Below are 15,310 nucleotides of genomic sequence, written 5' to 3'. Positions count from 1 at the left end.
TTCTTCGTCTCGTTTTCGATCGGTCTCTATGTCAACCCTGCGCACCTTTTTCATCACCGCCCTGCTGGGCTTGAGTCTTTCTGTCGGTACATTGCAAGCGGCCGAACCGCCGTCCAGCGAAGCCGTGCAGGCAAACCTGAATAAGATCGCCGACCGCAAATTGCCGGAAGCCGATCAGAAAGCCCTGCAGAGCATCCTGCAAAGCACGCTGACACAGCTCAACAACCAGCGTGATTACGAGCAGAAACTGGCCGATCTCAAGCAGCAACTGGCCAACGCCCCAAAGCAGAACATTGAGAACCAGCGAGAACTGACCAAGCTCAAAGCCAGCAAAGTGCTGCCAGTACCGCAGCGCTATGCCAAAGAGCCTATTCAGCAACTGGAGCAAATGCTCACCGAGCGCTCCACCCAGCAAAGCGATCTGCAGAAAGCCCTGGCTGACGCCAACAGTCTGGTGATTACTGCCCAGACCCGCCCCGAGCGCGCACAGGCCGAAATTTCCACCAGCCAGACACGCATCCAGCAGATCAACAACATCCTCAAGGCCGGCAAGGACGCCGGCAAGACCTTGAATCCCGAGCAACGCGACCTGCTCAACGCAGAGCTCGCGGCGCTGAATGCCCTGATCCCGTTGCGTCGCCAGGAACTGGCTGGCAACAATCAACTGCAGGACTTGGGCAACAGTCAACATGACTTGCTCTCGGAAAAATCCGATCGTCTGGATCAGGAAATCCAGGAGCTGCAAAACCTGATCAACCAGAAGCGCCTGGCCCAGTCCCAGGAGACGGTGACGCAGCAGTCCATCGAAGCGCAGAAGTCCGGCAGCAGCAGCCTGCTGGCTACCGAAAGCGCGGCCAACCTTAAGCTTTCTGACTACCTGCTCAAAAGTACTGACCGCCTCAACGAAGTCACCCAGCAGAACATGCAAACCAAGCAGCAACTGGACAACGTGACCCAGAGCGACTCGGCGCTGGACGAGCAAATCAACGTGCTCAAGGGCAGCCTGCTGCTCTCCAAGATTCTCTACAAACAGAAACAGGCCCTGCCACTCCTCAAGCTCGACCGCGACCTGGCCGACCAGATCGCCGACATTCGCCTCTATCAATTCGAAGTCAGCCAGCAACGGGAACTGCTCAGCAACCCGGCGACCTACGTCGACAACCTGCTGTCGACTCAGCCTCCCGAGCAAGTCACCCCGCAATTGCGCAAGAGCCTGCTGGAACTGGCCACGACCCGCGCCGACCTGCTGGAGCGGCTGAACCGCGAACTCAGCGCGGTGCTCAACGAATCCATCACGTTGCAACTCAATCAGAAGCAACTGCTCAGCACCGCGCAAAGCCTGCGGGCGACCCTCGATGAGCAGATGTTCTGGATTCCCAGCAACAAACCGCTGGACCCGGAGTGGATGCGTGCCGTGCCGGAGCGCCTGGAACGTCAGGTCACCACGCTGCCGTGGGCTTCCAGCCTGAGCGAATTAAGTGACGGCCTGACCCAACGGCCGCTGCTGTTCCTGCCCCTGGCACTGTTGATCGGTGCCCTGCTGTGGCGGCGCAAAAGCCTGTATGCCCGACTGAGCAAAGTTCACCAGGACATCGGCCACTTCAAACGCGACAGCCAGTGGCACACGCCGCAGGCAATCCTGATCAACATTCTGCTGGCGATGCCGGTCTCCCTGGGCCTGGCCTTGTGTGGCCTGGCCTTGCAAATCGACGCCCGCGGACAGAACGCGAACATGGGCGCGGCGCTGCTGCAAATGGCCCAGGCCTGGCTCGTGTTCTACACCGCTTACCGGATCCTTGCGCCGGGCGGCGTGGCCGAACTGCATTTCCGCTGGGAAAAACCTCAGGTCGAATTCCTGCAGGGCTGGGTCCGTCGACTTGGGCTAGTGGTCATGGCGTTGGTCGCGGTGGTGGCAGTCGCCGAGCTGCAACCCGCGACCCTGGCCGATGACGTACTCGGCATGCCGGTGGTGCTGACCTGCTACGCGTTGATGGCATGGCTGCTCAGCCGCCTGCTGATCAGCAGCCCGACTCACCAGAACGCTTCGCTGTTCCGCAAGGCCGTGGGGATCATGTTCACCGTCCTGCCTGTCGCGTTGTTCGTGGCGGTGTGCTTCGGCTATTACTACACCGCGCTGAAGCTCAGTGACCGATTGATCAACACCCTTTACCTGCTGATGTTCTGGCTGGTGATCGAGGCCACCTTCGTGCGCGGCCTCAGCGTTGCGGCACGCCGTCTGGCCTACCAGCGCGCCCTGGCCAAACGCCAGGCCGCGAAAGAGGCCGGCGACGGCGAAGCGGTCATCGAAGAGCCAACCCTGGACATCGAGAAGGTCAACGAACAGTCCCTGCGCCTGATCCGCCTGGCACTGCTTGGCGGTTTCATCGCGGCGTTGTACTGGGTCTGGTCGGACCTGATCTCGGTGTTTTCGTACCTGGATAACGTCACCCTCTACGAATACACCAGCGGCACCGGCGCCAACATGAGCATGGTGCCGATCAGCATTGGCGACATGCTCGGCGCGCTGATCATCATCGGCATCACCTTCGCCCTCGCGCGCAACTTGCCGGGGCTGCTGGAAGTGTTGGTGCTGTCGAAGCTGAACCTGGCTCAGGGCAGTGCCTATGCCACCACCACCTTGCTGTCCTACGTGATCGCTGGCATCGGTTTCGTCTCGACCCTGTCGACTCTCGGCGTGAGTTGGGACAAGTTGCAATGGCTGGTGGCGGCGCTGTCGGTAGGTCTCGGCTTCGGGATGCAGGAAATCTTCGCCAACTTCATCTCCGGGATCATGATCCTGTTCGAACGTCCGGTGCGGATCGGCGACACCATCACCATTGGTAACCTGTCCGGCACGGTGAGCAAGATCCGCATCCGCGCCACGACCATCACCGACTTCGACCGCAAGGACATCATCGTCCCGAACAAAACGTTCATTACAGGACAACTGATCAACTGGTCCCTGACCGACACCATCACCCGAGTGACCCTCAAGCTCGGTGTCGATTACGGCTCGGACCTGGACCTGGTCAAGGAATTGCTGCTCAAGGCTGCCCGTGAAAACCCACGTGTGCTGAAGGATCCTGAACCTCACGTGTACTTCCTGAACTTCGGCGAAAGCACCCTCGATCATGAACTGCGCATGCATGTGCGCGACCTTGGCGACCGTAACCCGGTACTCGATGAGGTCAACCGCTTCATCAACCGCGAGTTCAAGAAGCAGCACATCAACATCTCGTTCCGGCAGATGGAGGTTTACCTCAAGAACATCCAGGGCCAGGAATACAGAATGGTGCCCGTCGATCCGGAAGCCAAAACCATTGTGTCCAAACCCGATGGCAAACCGCTGCAAGAGCCGCCAGCCGCCACGCTCGACTAACCGGCTTATCCCTAGCAGAATGCTCGGACATTCTGCTGGAGATGGCCGTTGAAAGCCCTCGACGAACTGACCTTCGATAATCGTTTCGCCCGCTTGGGCGATACGTTTTCCGCCCACGTGCTGCCCGAGCCGATCGACAACCCGCGCCTGGTGGTGGTAAGCCCTGCCGCCATGGCGCTGCTCGATCTCGACCCTGCCGAGGCCGAAACCCCTGAGTTCGCCGAACTGTTCAGCGGCCATAAGCTCTGGGCCGACGCGATCCCGAGGGCGATGGTCTATTCAGGTCATCAGTTCGGTTCCTACAACCCACAGTTGGGCGATGGTCGCGGCCTGTTGCTGGGCGAGATCTACAACGAGGCCGGCGAGCATTGGGACCTGCACCTCAAGGGTGCCGGCCAGACGCCCTTTTCGCGCATGGGTGATGGGCGGGCGGTGCTGCGGTCCTCGATCCGCGAATTTCTTGCCTCCGAAGCGCTGTATGCCCTGAACATCCCGACCACCCGCGCCCTATGCGTAATCGGCTCCGACACGCCGGTGTGGCGCGAGAAGCAGGAACGCGCGGCCATGGTCCTGCGCATGGCGCCGAGCCATGTGCGTTTCGGGCATTTCGAATATTTCTACTACACCAAACGTCCCGAGAAGCAGATAGAGCTCGGCGAGCACGTGCTGACCATGCATTTCCCGGAATGCCTGGAACAGCCGGAACCGTACCTGGCGATGTTCCGTGAAATCGTTGAGCGCAACGCTGAACTGATCGCCAAATGGCAGGCCTATGGGTTCTGCCACGGCGTGATGAACACCGACAACATGTCGATCCTCGGCATTACCTTCGACTACGGCCCGTTCGCCTTCCTCGATGATTTCGACGCTAACTTCATCTGCAACCACTCCGATGACCAGGGCCGTTACTCCTTCAGCAACCAGGTGCCGATCGGCCAGTGGAACCTCAGCGCCCTGGCCCAGGCCCTGACGCCGTTCATCAGCGTCGAAGCCCTGCGCGAAACCCTCGGCCTGTATTTGCCGCTGTACCAGACCCATTACCTGGACCTGATGCGCCGCCGCCTCGGCTTCACCACGGCCGAAGACGATGACCAAAAACTGCTGGAACAGCTGCTGCAATTGATGCAGAACAGCGGCGTCGACTACAGCCTGTTCTTCCGCCGCTTGGGTGAAGAATCACCTGAACTGGCCGTCGCCCGTTTGCGCGATGACTTCGTCGACATCAAAGGCTTCGATGCCTGGGGTGAGCTCTACATCGCCCGGGTAACGCGTGAAGGCGAGGTTGATCAAGAACAACGCCGCAAACGGATGCACGCCGTCAATCCGCTCTACATCCTGCGCAACTACCTGGCGCAGAAAGCCATCGATGCGGCAGAAAGTGGCGACTATTCTGAGGTTCGTCGTCTGCACGCGGTGCTGAGCAATCCGTTCGATGAGCAGCCGGGGATGGAGAGCTATGCCGAGCGGCCACCGGAGTGGGGCAAGCATCTGGAGATCAGTTGCTCTTCCTGAACCCGATCAGATAAAGGTCTCCACCGACACTCCGAAGCGCTCGGCCAACCAGCGGATCTGCCGCAGGTTGAGCTGACGCTTGCCGCTCAAGATCTCGGATACCACCGATTGGGTGCCGACGCCGGGCAGATCGCTTTGGCTCAATCCGTGTTCGCGCATCATGTAGCCGAGAACCTCTGCACCAGAGGCCTCGCGCATGGGGTGATGCTCACGATCCCACTCTGCAATCCAGTCGCCGATGATGTCCACCAAGCTCATCAACGGGTGCGACTCATCATCCCCGGTCATCTCAAGCAATTCATCAAGTGCCTGCGCCAAAATGTCATAGTCGTCTTCGTTTTTCGGTTTTCGAAGCAATGGCGAGACGAACTCCCAATGCTCGGCAGCTTTTTTGATCAGAACACTCATGCCCTTAGCTCCTTCCATTTACCGCGGTCATATTCGCGGTGATCCAGCACATGCTTTATATAAAGCTTTTGAGACCGATACCTGACAAAAGCGATCAGCCGCAACTTGTTGCCACCAATGTCGAACACATGAAACTCGCCGACTTTGTCAGTCGCGGGGAAAATCGACTTCATCGCCGCGAAATCTCCCGGGTTACTCCCTTTGGCAAGTCGATACCACTGCTCCAGTGCATTGGCTGCCCGCGGCCACTTTTCCTTGGCTTCATGGATTGGTTTTTCGGTGAACACATGCATGCAACATCCTTATCGCATTCTGCTATGGGGAGTTAATCACAGACAAAAAATATCGCAAGTTGCGATAATACTGAGCAGACCAACGGTCTCGCCCAGTACAACTCAGCCTAGTTTTATCGCCAGACGCTGCCCGATTGAAAATATGAGCAAACGTCTCCACATAGGGGTCATCGGCTTCTTTACAGGATCATCCGCATGACCGACCCACTCCTCGTCCCCTGCCCCCACTGCAACGGCCTCAACCGCATCCCCGCCGAACGCCTCAACGACCATCCAAAATGCGGCCGCTGCAAAGCCGAAGTCCTGCTGAATAAACCCTTCGAACTGAAGCAAAGCGATTACGCCAGCCAGATCAAAGGTGATCTGCCGCTGCTGGTGGACGTTTGGGCGGATTGGTGTGGGCCGTGCAAGTCGTTTGCGCCGGTGTTCGAGCAGGCGGCGGTGCAATTGGCGGGCAAGTGTCGACTGGCCAAGCTGGACAGCGAGGCAAACCAGCAGCTGTCGGCGCAGTTGGGGATCCGTTCGATCCCGAGTCTGATTCTGTTCAAGAACGGTCGGGAAGTGGCACGACAGAGCGGCGCCTTCCCGTTACCGCAGTTGATGAGCTGGTTACGTAGCCAAGGGATCTGAAGAGCAGTCAGGCATTTTCCAGCAGGTTGTGCAGATCGACGAATTGCTGCGTCAGCTTATGACGCGGATCGAGGTGGATCAGCGGCGTGTTGGCCTGGTGGGATTCACGCATGCGCACCGAGCTGCTCAGGTACACCGGTAATACCGGCAGGCCTTCGGCGATCAGTTCGTCGAGGATTTGCTGGGGCAGACTGGCGCGAGCCTGGAACTGGTTGACTACGATACCTTCGACTTCCAGCCCCTCGTTATGGTCATCCTTCAATTCTTCGATTTCCGCCAAAAGGCCGTACAGCGCCTGACGCGAGAAGCTGTCGCAATCGAAGGGAATAAGTACACGATCAGCGGCAATCAACGCAGATACCGCGTAGAAATTCAGCGCTGGCGGGGTGTCGAGGTAAATCCGGTCGTAATCGCCGTCCAGTTCCTCGAGCAATTTGCGCAGCTTGTTGATCTTGTGTTTGGCCTCAAGCTTGGGCTGCAAGTCAGCCAGCTCGGCAGTGGCAGTGATGACGTGGAGGTTGTCGAACGGGGTTTCGTAGATATCGACCTGGTTTTTCTTCGCGAACGGTCCGGAAGACAGGGTCTGTTTGAAAAAGTCGGCAATGCCCATAGGAATGTCATTACCGGTGAGCCCCGTCAGGTACTGAGTGGAGTTGGCCTGGGCATCGAGATCCACCAAGAGGGTGCGATAGCCCTCGCTGGCGCTGACCGCCGCCAGATTGCAGGCAATGCTGGATTTGCCTACGCCACCTTTCTGATTGAACACCACGCGCCGCATGTCAAAACCTCCGTGTATCAAAGAATGACCGAGTGTAGTAGTCCACGGCGCTGCTTAGCTACCTCGCCGGCATCGGGACTACACAGTCAGGTGCAATCTCGCGCGGAAAAAGCCGTGAACTCGTGCACTGCTTGCCGACAGAGCCGGCAGATCGGCCGGCCGAAGTGTGGATAATGGCCAAACGATAGCCATGCACGAACCAACCGGTACATTTCATTGAGCAAAATGTAACCATCATTTGCTACACGCCCGCCGCAACGGGATAATGCGCGCCACTCGGCGCTAAGCGCTACGCAAGGTAGTTCGCGTTTTTTGCGACTCATCGCGTCAAGGAAGCCCGCAAGGGCGGGATGAATGTCTGTGATCAATTTCAACATCGCCCAATGGCGCGCGTGGGCCCCTGGGCTCGAAAGCGTGGACGATTGGCAGGCCTGGAGCCGACAACCGGTCGTGCTTGCGAGCAGCGATGCCGCACCCGACGTCTCGTTTTTGCCGGCCATGCAGCGCCGGCGACTCAGTCGGCTGGCGCGGATGGCGTTCAGTGTCGGCTGGCCCTTGGCCGATGGCCGCCAGGACCTACCGTTGGTCTTTATTTCTCGCCACGGCGAAACCCCGCGCACTTTCGATATCCTCAGCGATCTGGCTGCCGATCAACCGCTGTCGCCGACTCAATTCAGCCTGTCCGTGCACAACGCGATCATCGGCCTCTGGTCGATCATGCGGGGTGAAACCAGCGAAATGACTGCCCTCGCTGCAGCCGGCGATGGCCTTGAACACGGCATGCTAGAGGCCGCGGCCTTGCTTTCCGAGGGCGCTCCCGCGGTACTGCTGATCGTCACCGAAGAGCAACCGCCCGAAGCCTACTCGACCTGGATCGACGACGTGCCGTTCCCTTACGCGGTTGGCCTGCTGATCACCCCCGGAAACGACTGGCAGCTGTCCCTGAACAGCGCCTCGGATGAGTTGTCCAAAGCCCACTGGCCCCACGCCCTGAACCTATTGAGTACCCTGCTCGGCCAGCAGACAACCTGCCAACATGCCTGGAAAAATCGTGTATGGACCTGGCAACGCAACCTGTAACCGAAAAAAACCGCGACGCCTATTACTGGCGTCTGCTGGCTACCGCCGCAAGCTTCACCCTGTTCGGGTTGGGCGGGCTGTGCCTGCGGCTTGTGGTTTTCCCGCTGCTGAACTGCCTGCCCGGCGATGCCCGGACACACCGGCGGCGAGCGCGGCACACCGTCGCCCGTCTGTTCTGGTTTTTTGTGCGATTCATGGCTCGCACCGGGGTGCTGACTTACGACATCCAGGGCGCCGAAAAACTCGGTCGACCGGGGCAAATGATCATTGCCAATCACCCGTCGCTGATTGATGTGGTGTTCCTGATCGGCCTGGTGCGCCACGCCAACTGCGTGGTCAAGCAAAGCCTCTGGGAGAACCCTTTTACCCGTGGCCCGCTACGCCGCACCGACTACATCAGCAACGACGGCAGCATGGACATGCTCGATGCCGCTGCCGACGCGCTGAAAAGCGGCCAGACCCTGATCATCTTTCCTGAAGGCACCCGCACTCAGCCCGGTCAGGCGCCGGCCTTTCATCGGGGTGCTGCGGCAATCGCTCTGCGGGGTGCGAAAATCCTCACCCCAGTGATCATCAAGGTCAGCCCGACCACGCTGACCAAGGCCGAGCCCTGGTATCGGATCCCAAAACGACGTGTGCACTTCAGTTTCCGTGTCGGGGCCGATATAGACCCACAAGCCTTCGCCGCGCTGGGCCCAGCTCCTCAGGCCTCGCGCAAGCTCAATGACTATTTGCATCATTACTATATTAAGGAGCTCGCCGAAGATGAGCGATCTACACCGTGAAATCAAAGAACTGATCATCGACGCCCTGGGCCTTGAAGACATCAGCGCACAAGACATCGGCGACGACCAGACGCTGTTCGGCGAAGGTTTGGGCCTGGATTCGGTAGACGCTCTGGAACTCGGTCTGGCAATCCAGAAAAAGTACGGCATCAAAATCGACGCCGACGCCAAAGACACCCGCAATCACTTCAGCAACGTGGCGAGCCTTGCGGCGTTCGTCATTGCAAAACAGGCAGCTTGAGACCGGACCATGCAAACTCGTGACGACATCTTCAACACCCTGCGCGATGCTCTGGTCGAACTCTTCGAGCTGGACCCCGAGCGCGTAAGCCTCGAATCCAACCTGTATCAGGACCTGGAAATCGACAGCATTGACGCGGTCGACCTGATCGATCACATCAAACGTCAGACCGGCAAGAAAATCGCTGCCGAAGAGTTCAAATCGGTGCGTACCGTCAGCGACGTGGTCGAGGCGGTCTACCGTCTGGTTCAGCCGGCCGCATGAGCCGACTGATCGGCCTCGGCCTGCTGCTGGCGGGCCTGCTGTACCCCTTTGCGGTGTATTTCGGCATGGAACATTTCGCGCCGTGGCAGTTTGGTCTGCTATTGGGCAGCCTGTGGCTGGCCCGGGCACTGCTCGGTACTCGCAAGCCCGGCAGTTTGTGGATGGCGGTCACCGCGATTGCTTTTTGCCTGTTGCTGGCGTTGTTCGACAGCCCGCTGCTGCTGCGCTGGTACCCGGTGCTGATCAGCGCGTTCATGCTCGGGCTGTTTGGCCTGAGCTTGAAATATGGCCCACCGATCATCGAACGCCTGGCGCGATTGCGCGAACCGCAACTGCCGGCCAAGGCGATTGTTTATACCCGCCAGGTGACGATCGTCTGGTGCGTGTTTTTCTTCTGTAACGGTTTGCTCGCCGCCGCCCTGACCCTCTGGGCGCCGCTGAGTTGGTGGATGTTGTACACCGGCCTGATTTCCTACGGATTGATGGGCCTGCTGTTTGCCATTGAATGGCTTATACGACAACGGGTACGAGGCCACCCATGAATTGGATAAAACTTGAGCACCTGTTGCTCAAGGCGCAACCGGAACGTGCCGTGACGGCCGAACCGGCTCTGAATCACGCGCAACTGTGCGAACAGGCGTTAAGCCTCGCCGCCGGCCTGAAAGCCCAGGGGGCGCGGCGTATTGCCGTGCACCTTGAGGACGCCGCTGACCTGGCGATTGCCCTGCTCGGTGCCTGGCGCGCCGGAGTCAGCGTGCTGCTGCCCGCAGACCTGCAAGCCCAGACTCGCCAGCGCTGGTCGACCGAAGTCGATCTATGGCTGACCGATCAGGCCGATGACGCACACCTTAGCGATTACCGGCAACCGCCATTGATGGCGGCCGCACTGGATCTGGATCGCTGTTCGCTGAGCCTGTGCACGTCCGGCTCCAGTGGCGAACCCAAGCGCATCGACAAAACCCTGCGCCAACTGGCCAATGAAGTCGAAGCGCTGGAACTGCTCTGGGGCGCCGATCTTGGCGCGGCTTGCATCATCGGCAGCGTCGCCACTCAACATATCTACGGATTGCTGTTCCGCGTGCTGTGGCCGCTGTGCGCCGGGCGCTCGTTTGTGCGCAAGCAGCTGGCCTTCCCTGAAGACTTGCAGCGCGCCAGCCGCGAACACCCGGTGTTCGCCTGGGTCGCCAGCCCGGCGCTGCTCAAGCGCATGGGCGACAACCTCGACTGGCCCGCATTAAGTGCAGTTCGCCGAGTGTTTTCCTCCGGCGGCGCCCTGCCGGCCGAGGCCGCACAAAGCCTTCAGCAACGCCTGCAGCAATGGCCCACAGAAATCCTCGGCAGCTCGGAAACCGGCGGCATCGCCTGGCGTCAAGGCCACGCGCTCTGGCAGCCCTTTGCTGACATCGAGTTGAGCCAGGACAGCGACGGCGCCCTGCTCATTGCTTCGCCTTACTTGCCGCCCGGGCATATCGAACACACCGCGGATGCCGCGCGAATCGCTGCCGACGGCCGATTCGAACTGCTCGGACGGCTGGATCGGATCGTCAAACTGGAAGAAAAACGTATCTCGCTACCGATGTTGGAACAGGCACTCACAGCCCACGACTGGGTCGCCGAAGCGCGTCTTGGCGTGGTCCAGGAAAACCGCGCCTCATTAGGGGCGCTGCTGGTGCTGACCGAGTCAGGCCTGCATGCCTTGCGCAATCAGGGTCGACGCACCCTCACGCAAGAACTGCGTCAGCATTTGAGCCAGCATTGCGAAGCCCTGGCCCTGCCACGACGCTGGCGCCTGCTGCGGCAACTGCCGCTGAACGCTCAGGGCAAACTGCCCCAGGCCACCGTTGAAGCCCTGCTGCTGGCGCCGCGTCCAAAGGCGCCGGAAGTGCTGGATCAAGTCGAAGTCGATGGCGAATGGAGCCTGCAACTGGTGGTACCTCCCGACCTCGCCTACTTCAGCGGTCACTTCCCCCAGGCGCCAGTATTACCCGGCGTGGTGCAAGTGGAATGGGCGCTCACGCTGGGCCAGCAATTGATGGAACTGCCAGCAAAATTCGCGGGCATGGAAGTGCTGAAATTCCAGCAACTGGTGCGCCCGGGCGATGAAGTCCAGCTGCACCTGCGCTTCGATCCGACGCGCAACAAGTTGTATTTCGCCTATCGCAACGAGACCGCGACCTGCTCCAGTGGGCGGATCTTGCTGGAGGCTGCAGGCGATGCATAGCCCCTGCGCAATCATCCCGGTCTACAACCACGAAACCGCCATCACCACGGTGGTTGATGCGCTGCTCGCCAGCAGCCTGCCATGCATTTTGGTGGACGATGCCAGCAGCCCGGCCTGCGCAAAGGTGCTCGATCAACTGGCCCGGCGCGACAAGGTGTTCCTGATCCGGCTCGGCGCCAACCAGGGCAAGGGTGGCGCGGTCATGACTGGCATGCGCGAAGCCTCGCGCCTGGGCTTCAGCCATGCCTTGCAGGTGGATGCCGACGGCCAGCATGATCTGCAAGACGTCCAGACCTTCATTGAACTGTCACGTGCCCATCCCGAGGCGGTGATCTGCGGCTATCCGCGATACGACGCCAGCGTGCCGAAAGGTCGTTTGTACGCCCGTTACCTGACCCACGTCATGGTCTGGATCAACACCCTCTCGTTGCAGATTCGCGATTCCATGTGCGGCTTCCGCGTCTATCCGTTACCACCGACCCTGGCGCTGATCGATTCGGCCAAGATCGGCAAGCGCATGGACTTCGACTCGGACATTCTCGTACGACTGGCCTGGCGCAATCTCCCCATGCAATGGCTGCAAACCAAAGTCCGTTACCCGCTGGATGGCGTCTCGCATTTCCGCCTGTTCCACGACAACGTGCTGATTACGAGCATGCACACCCGGTTGTTCTTCGGCATGTTGCTGCGGGCTCCAGTGATTCTCTGGCGACGGTGGCGAGCATGAGCGCAGACAAGGAACACTGGGCTGACCGCCAGGAGCGCGGTAGTTTCTGGCTGATGAAGTTCACCGCGCTCTGCGCAAAAGTCTTGGGCCGTCGGCTGCTGAGCCCGCTGCTGTACGGCATCGTCCTGTACTTTTTCCTGTTCGGGCGCAGCGCCCGTCACAGCGCCTGGCAATACCAGCAGCGGCTAGCTGACTGGAGTGGTCGCAATGAATTGCGCCCGACCCATTGGCGAGTCTTCGGACAGTTCATGGCCTTCGCCGATTCCATGCTCGACAAGCTCGACGTATGGAACGGCAAACTGAGCATCGAGCAGATCGAAATCATCGACCCGGCATTGCTGCGCAATCAACTGCGCGGCACCCGCGGGCAGATGCTGGTAGGCGCGCATTTGGGTAATCTCGAGGTCTGCCGTGCGCTGGCCGAGATCGGCGAAAAAGTCACGATGAACGTGCTGGTGCACACCAAGCATGCTGAGCAATTCAATCGCTTGCTGGGTGAAGCCGGCGCGACCAATTTGCGACTGATTCAGGTCAGCGAGCTGGACCCGCTGATCATGCTGCAACTCCATGAACGCCTGGAGCGCGGCGAATGGCTGGCGATTGCCGGCGATCGCGTGCCGCTGCACGGCGGGCGCAGCGTGACGGTGGACTTCCTCGGCCATCAAGCCGCGTTCCCTCAGGGGCCATGGTTGCTGGCCGGTCTGCTGAAATGCCCGATCAACCTGATGCTGTGCCTGAAGAAGCCGGCGGGCGACTATCGACTGACCCTCGAACCGTTCGCCGAGGCTGTGGTGTGGAAGCGCAGCGACCGCGAGCAGGTCATTCATCAGTGGGCCTCCCGCTATGCCGAACGCTTGGGTCACTATTGCCTTGAAGCGCCCCAACAATGGTTCAACTTTTACCCTTTCTGGAAGACCGATGACGACGCCAACGCTTGAGCCGGTAACCTTCGGCGAACTCCCTTTGCGCATCGAAGACGTGCTGGCCCTGGCCAACCGTCAGGTGCCGACGCAGTTGCAAAGCGACCCTGCGTACCGCGAGCGTATCGCCAAGGGTGCGCGATTCCTGGACTCCCTGTTGGACAAGGAAGGCGTGATCTACGGCGTGACCACCGGCTACGGCGATTCCTGCGTGGTCGCGGTGCCGCTGCATCACGTCGAGGCGTTGCCCCGTCATCTGTACACCTTCCACGGCTGCGGCCTGGGCAAACTGCTCGACGCACAAGCCACTCGCGCGGTACTGGCGGCGCGTTTGCAGTCGCTGTGCCACGGCGTGTCCGGGGTGCGTGTGGAACTGCTGGAACGCCTGCAAGCCTTCCTCGAACACGACATCCTGCCGCTGATCCCGGAAGAGGGCTCGGTGGGCGCCAGCGGTGATCTGACGCCGTTGTCCTATGTCGCCGCGACGTTGTCCGGCGAGCGCGAAGTGATGTTCCGTGGCGAACGCCGCCAAGCGGCCGACGTACACCGCGAACTGGGGTGGGAACCGCTGGTACTGCGCCCGAAAGAAGCGCTGGCGCTGATGAACGGCACCGCCGTCATGACCGGTCTCGCGTGCCTGGCCTATGCCCGCGCCGATTACCTGCTGCAACTGGCCACGCGCATCACCGCGTTGAACGTGGTCGCCCTGCAAGGCAACCCCGAGCACTTCGACGAGCGCCTGTTCGCCACCAAACCGCATCCGGGGCAAATGCAAGTCGCCGCGTGGCTGCGCAAGGATCTGGCGATCGACGCGCCGACCGCGCCGCTGCATCGCCTGCAAGACCGTTATTCCCTGCGTTGTGCACCCCACGTCCTCGGCGTATTGGCCGACAGCCTGAACTGGCTGCGCTCGTTCATCGAGATCGAACTCAACAGCGCCAACGACAACCCGATTATCGACGCCGAAGCCGAACGCGTGCTGCACGGCGGGCACTTCTACGGCGGCCACATTGCGTTCGCCATGGACAGCCTGAAAAACCTGGTGGCCAACGTCGCCGACCTGCTCGACCGTCAACTCGCCTTGCTGGTGGACGAGCGTTACAACCATGGTTTGCCGAGCAACCTGTCCGGAGCCACTGCGGATCGCGCGATGCTCAACCATGGCTTCAAAGCCGTGCAGATCGGCACCAGTGCCTGGACCGCCGAAGCGCTGAAAAACACCATGCCGGCCAGCGTCTTCTCGCGTTCTACCGAGTGCCACAACCAGGACAAAGTGAGCATGGGAACCATCGCCGCCCGCGATGCGATTCGCGTGCTGGAACTGACCGAACAGGTTGCCGCTGCCACCCTGCTGGCCGCCAACCAAGGCGTCTGGCTGCGCAGCAAGGCCGAAGATGCACGTCCATTGCCGCCAGCCCTGGCCGCCATGCACGAAGAGTTGGCGAAAGACTTCCCGCCGGTCATCGAAGACCGCGCGCTGGAAAGTGAACTGCGCCTGTGCCTGAAGCGTATTGCCGAGCAACACTGGAGGCTGCATGCGTAGCAAGGGAGTGCTTCACACCGATATGGAAATCCTTGTGCCGTTCTTTGATGTCGACACGATGAACGTCGTCTGGCACGGCCATTACATCAAATACCTGGAAGTCGCCCGCTGCGCGTTGCTGGACAAGATCGGCCACAACTACACGGCCATGGTCGAGTCGGGCTACGCGTGGCCGGTGATCGATCTGCAACTGCGTTATGTGCGCGGCGCCGTGTTCGGCCAAAAGCTCAACGTGCGCGCCAATCTGGTGGAATGGGAGAACCGTCTGAAGATCAACTACCTGATCAGCGATCTGGAAACCGGCGAACGCTTGACCCGCGCCAGTTCCGTGCAGGTCGCCGTCGACATGAGCAGCCGCGAAATGCAGTTGGCCTCACCCAAGGTCTTCACCGATGCAGTTGAAAGGATGCTCGCATGAACCTGCTGAAAACCGTCTGTAGCAGCTGGCGAGCCCGCGAGGCTGCGTTCGGCGGCGAAGCCGTCGCAAAACCTGCACATGCGGTACATCACAAGAACCGCAGGGCGACTG

General features: G+C 60.3%; 16 protein-coding genes. 13 read left to right on the top strand and 3 right to left on the bottom strand.

All coding sequences use genetic code 11. From position 1 onward, the window contains the following. Positions 1-28: 28 nt before the first annotated feature. The gene (gene mscK / locus QFX16_RS02195) at positions 29-3,379 is read left to right on the top strand and encodes a mechanosensitive channel MscK (RefSeq protein ID WP_283182655.1); all 3,351 of its coding nucleotides are present in this window, start codon (positions 29-31) and stop codon (positions 3,377-3,379) included. Between the two features lie 48 nt (positions 3,380-3,427). Continuing rightward, complete coding sequence (selO, locus tag QFX16_RS02190) at positions 3,428-4,891, top strand: protein adenylyltransferase SelO (protein ID WP_283182654.1); 1,464 nt, start codon at positions 3,428-3,430, stop codon at positions 4,889-4,891. Between the two features lie 6 nt (positions 4,892-4,897). On the opposite strand, the gene QFX16_RS02185 is transcribed toward selO, so the two are convergent. Beyond that, positions 4,898-5,299 carry a helix-turn-helix domain-containing protein gene (locus QFX16_RS02185; protein ID WP_283182653.1) on the bottom strand — a complete coding sequence of 134 codons (402 nt, stop codon included), beginning with the start codon at positions 5,297-5,299 and terminating at the stop codon, positions 4,898-4,900. After that, positions 5,296-5,592 (bottom strand): type II toxin-antitoxin system HigB family toxin, encoded by a 297-nt coding sequence (locus QFX16_RS02180; protein ID WP_283182652.1) that lies wholly within the window; start codon positions 5,590-5,592, stop codon positions 5,296-5,298. The genes QFX16_RS02185 and QFX16_RS02180 overlap by 4 nt, the downstream gene beginning before the upstream one ends. A 195-nt stretch (positions 5,593-5,787) precedes the next feature. Here QFX16_RS02180 and trxC point away from each other — a divergent pair, with 195 nt between their 5' ends. Next, positions 5,788-6,222, top strand: coding sequence for a thioredoxin TrxC (gene trxC, locus QFX16_RS02175; RefSeq protein WP_283182651.1), 435 nt, complete (start codon positions 5,788-5,790; stop codon positions 6,220-6,222). A 7-nt stretch (positions 6,223-6,229) separates the two neighbouring features. On the opposite strand, the gene QFX16_RS02170 is transcribed toward trxC, so the two are convergent. Further along, complete coding sequence (locus QFX16_RS02170) at positions 6,230-7,000, bottom strand: ParA family protein (protein WP_283182650.1); 771 nt, start codon at positions 6,998-7,000, stop codon at positions 6,230-6,232. A 354-nt stretch (positions 7,001-7,354) separates the two neighbouring features. On the opposite strand from QFX16_RS02170, the gene QFX16_RS02165 reads away from it, so the two are divergent. From QFX16_RS02165 to QFX16_RS02120, 10 genes are read left to right on the top strand one after another with little or no spacing between them, the layout of a single operon-like run. After that, positions 7,355-8,080, top strand: a complete 726-nt coding sequence (locus tag QFX16_RS02165; protein WP_129439116.1) for a beta-ketoacyl synthase chain length factor — start codon at positions 7,355-7,357, stop codon at positions 8,078-8,080. After that, complete coding sequence (locus QFX16_RS02160; RefSeq protein ID WP_283182649.1) at positions 8,056-8,865, top strand: lysophospholipid acyltransferase family protein; 810 nt, start codon at positions 8,056-8,058, stop codon at positions 8,863-8,865. Before QFX16_RS02165 ends, QFX16_RS02160 begins: the two co-directional genes overlap by 25 nt. After that, entirely contained in the window at positions 8,846-9,106 is a 261-nt protein-coding gene (locus tag QFX16_RS02155; RefSeq protein ID WP_283182648.1) for a phosphopantetheine-binding protein, read from the top strand. The genes QFX16_RS02160 and QFX16_RS02155 overlap by 20 nt, the downstream gene beginning before the upstream one ends. Before the next feature lie 9 nt (positions 9,107-9,115). Next, the gene (locus QFX16_RS02150) at positions 9,116-9,370 is read left to right on the top strand and encodes an acyl carrier protein (RefSeq protein ID WP_007992314.1); all 255 of its coding nucleotides are present in this window, start codon (positions 9,116-9,118) and stop codon (positions 9,368-9,370) included. Then, the gene (locus QFX16_RS02145; protein ID WP_283182647.1) at positions 9,367-9,912 is read left to right on the top strand and encodes a COG4648 family protein; all 546 of its coding nucleotides are present in this window, start codon (positions 9,367-9,369) and stop codon (positions 9,910-9,912) included. Before QFX16_RS02150 ends, QFX16_RS02145 begins: the two co-directional genes overlap by 4 nt. Continuing rightward, positions 9,909-11,591, top strand: a complete 1,683-nt coding sequence (locus tag QFX16_RS02140; RefSeq protein WP_283182646.1) for an acyl-CoA synthetase family protein — start codon at positions 9,909-9,911, stop codon at positions 11,589-11,591. Before QFX16_RS02145 ends, QFX16_RS02140 begins: the two co-directional genes overlap by 4 nt. After that, positions 11,584-12,318 carry a glycosyltransferase family 2 protein gene (locus QFX16_RS02135; protein ID WP_283182645.1) on the top strand — a complete coding sequence of 245 codons (735 nt, stop codon included), beginning with the start codon at positions 11,584-11,586 and terminating at the stop codon, positions 12,316-12,318. The genes QFX16_RS02140 and QFX16_RS02135 overlap by 8 nt, the downstream gene beginning before the upstream one ends. Then, positions 12,315-13,256, top strand: coding sequence for a lysophospholipid acyltransferase family protein (locus QFX16_RS02130; RefSeq protein ID WP_283182644.1), 942 nt, complete (start codon positions 12,315-12,317; stop codon positions 13,254-13,256). The genes QFX16_RS02135 and QFX16_RS02130 overlap by 4 nt, the downstream gene beginning before the upstream one ends. Next, positions 13,237-14,781: an HAL/PAL/TAL family ammonia-lyase gene (locus QFX16_RS02125; RefSeq protein WP_283182643.1), complete on the top strand. Its 1,545-nt coding sequence runs from the start codon at positions 13,237-13,239 to the stop codon at positions 14,779-14,781. Before QFX16_RS02130 ends, QFX16_RS02125 begins: the two co-directional genes overlap by 20 nt. Beyond that, positions 14,774-15,199 carry an acyl-CoA thioesterase gene (locus QFX16_RS02120; protein WP_283182642.1) on the top strand — a complete coding sequence of 142 codons (426 nt, stop codon included), beginning with the start codon at positions 14,774-14,776 and terminating at the stop codon, positions 15,197-15,199. The genes QFX16_RS02125 and QFX16_RS02120 overlap by 8 nt, the downstream gene beginning before the upstream one ends. Positions 15,200-15,310 lie beyond the last annotated feature (111 nt).

Origin of the sequence: Pseudomonas svalbardensis (assembly GCF_030053115.1) — a bacterium.
GTDB lineage: Bacteria > Pseudomonadota > Gammaproteobacteria > Pseudomonadales > Pseudomonadaceae > Aquipseudomonas > Aquipseudomonas svalbardensis.
The sequence above is the reverse complement of the archived record's forward strand: the minus strand, read 5'-3'. Positions and strand labels throughout refer to the sequence as shown.

Excerpts from the sequence above, each read along its gene's own strand:
- mscK (WP_283182655.1), top strand. The coding sequence starts at position 29 with ATGTCAACCCTGCGCACCTTTTTCATCACCGCCCTGCTGGGCTTGAGT.
- QFX16_RS02185 (WP_283182653.1), bottom strand. The coding sequence starts at position 5,299 with ATGAGTGTTCTGATCAAAAAAGCTGCCGAGCATTGGGAGTTCGTCTCG.
- QFX16_RS02180 (WP_283182652.1), bottom strand. The coding sequence starts at position 5,592 with ATGCATGTGTTCACCGAAAAACCAATCCATGAAGCCAAGGAAAAGTGG.
- trxC (WP_283182651.1), top strand. The coding sequence starts at position 5,788 with ATGACCGACCCACTCCTCGTCCCCTGCCCCCACTGCAACGGCCTCAAC.
- QFX16_RS02170 (WP_283182650.1), bottom strand. The coding sequence starts at position 7,000 with ATGCGGCGCGTGGTGTTCAATCAGAAAGGTGGCGTAGGCAAATCCAGC.
- QFX16_RS02165 (WP_129439116.1), top strand. The coding sequence starts at position 7,355 with ATGTCTGTGATCAATTTCAACATCGCCCAATGGCGCGCGTGGGCCCCT.
- QFX16_RS02160 (WP_283182649.1), top strand. The coding sequence starts at position 8,056 with ATGGACCTGGCAACGCAACCTGTAACCGAAAAAAACCGCGACGCCTAT.
- QFX16_RS02155 (WP_283182648.1), top strand. The coding sequence starts at position 8,846 with ATGAGCGATCTACACCGTGAAATCAAAGAACTGATCATCGACGCCCTG.
- QFX16_RS02150 (WP_007992314.1), top strand. The coding sequence starts at position 9,116 with ATGCAAACTCGTGACGACATCTTCAACACCCTGCGCGATGCTCTGGTC.
- QFX16_RS02145 (WP_283182647.1), top strand. The coding sequence starts at position 9,367 with ATGAGCCGACTGATCGGCCTCGGCCTGCTGCTGGCGGGCCTGCTGTAC.
- QFX16_RS02140 (WP_283182646.1), top strand. The coding sequence starts at position 9,909 with ATGAATTGGATAAAACTTGAGCACCTGTTGCTCAAGGCGCAACCGGAA.
- QFX16_RS02135 (WP_283182645.1), top strand. The coding sequence starts at position 11,584 with ATGCATAGCCCCTGCGCAATCATCCCGGTCTACAACCACGAAACCGCC.
- QFX16_RS02130 (WP_283182644.1), top strand. The coding sequence starts at position 12,315 with ATGAGCGCAGACAAGGAACACTGGGCTGACCGCCAGGAGCGCGGTAGT.
- QFX16_RS02125 (WP_283182643.1), top strand. The coding sequence starts at position 13,237 with ATGACGACGCCAACGCTTGAGCCGGTAACCTTCGGCGAACTCCCTTTG.
- QFX16_RS02120 (WP_283182642.1), top strand. The coding sequence starts at position 14,774 with ATGCGTAGCAAGGGAGTGCTTCACACCGATATGGAAATCCTTGTGCCG.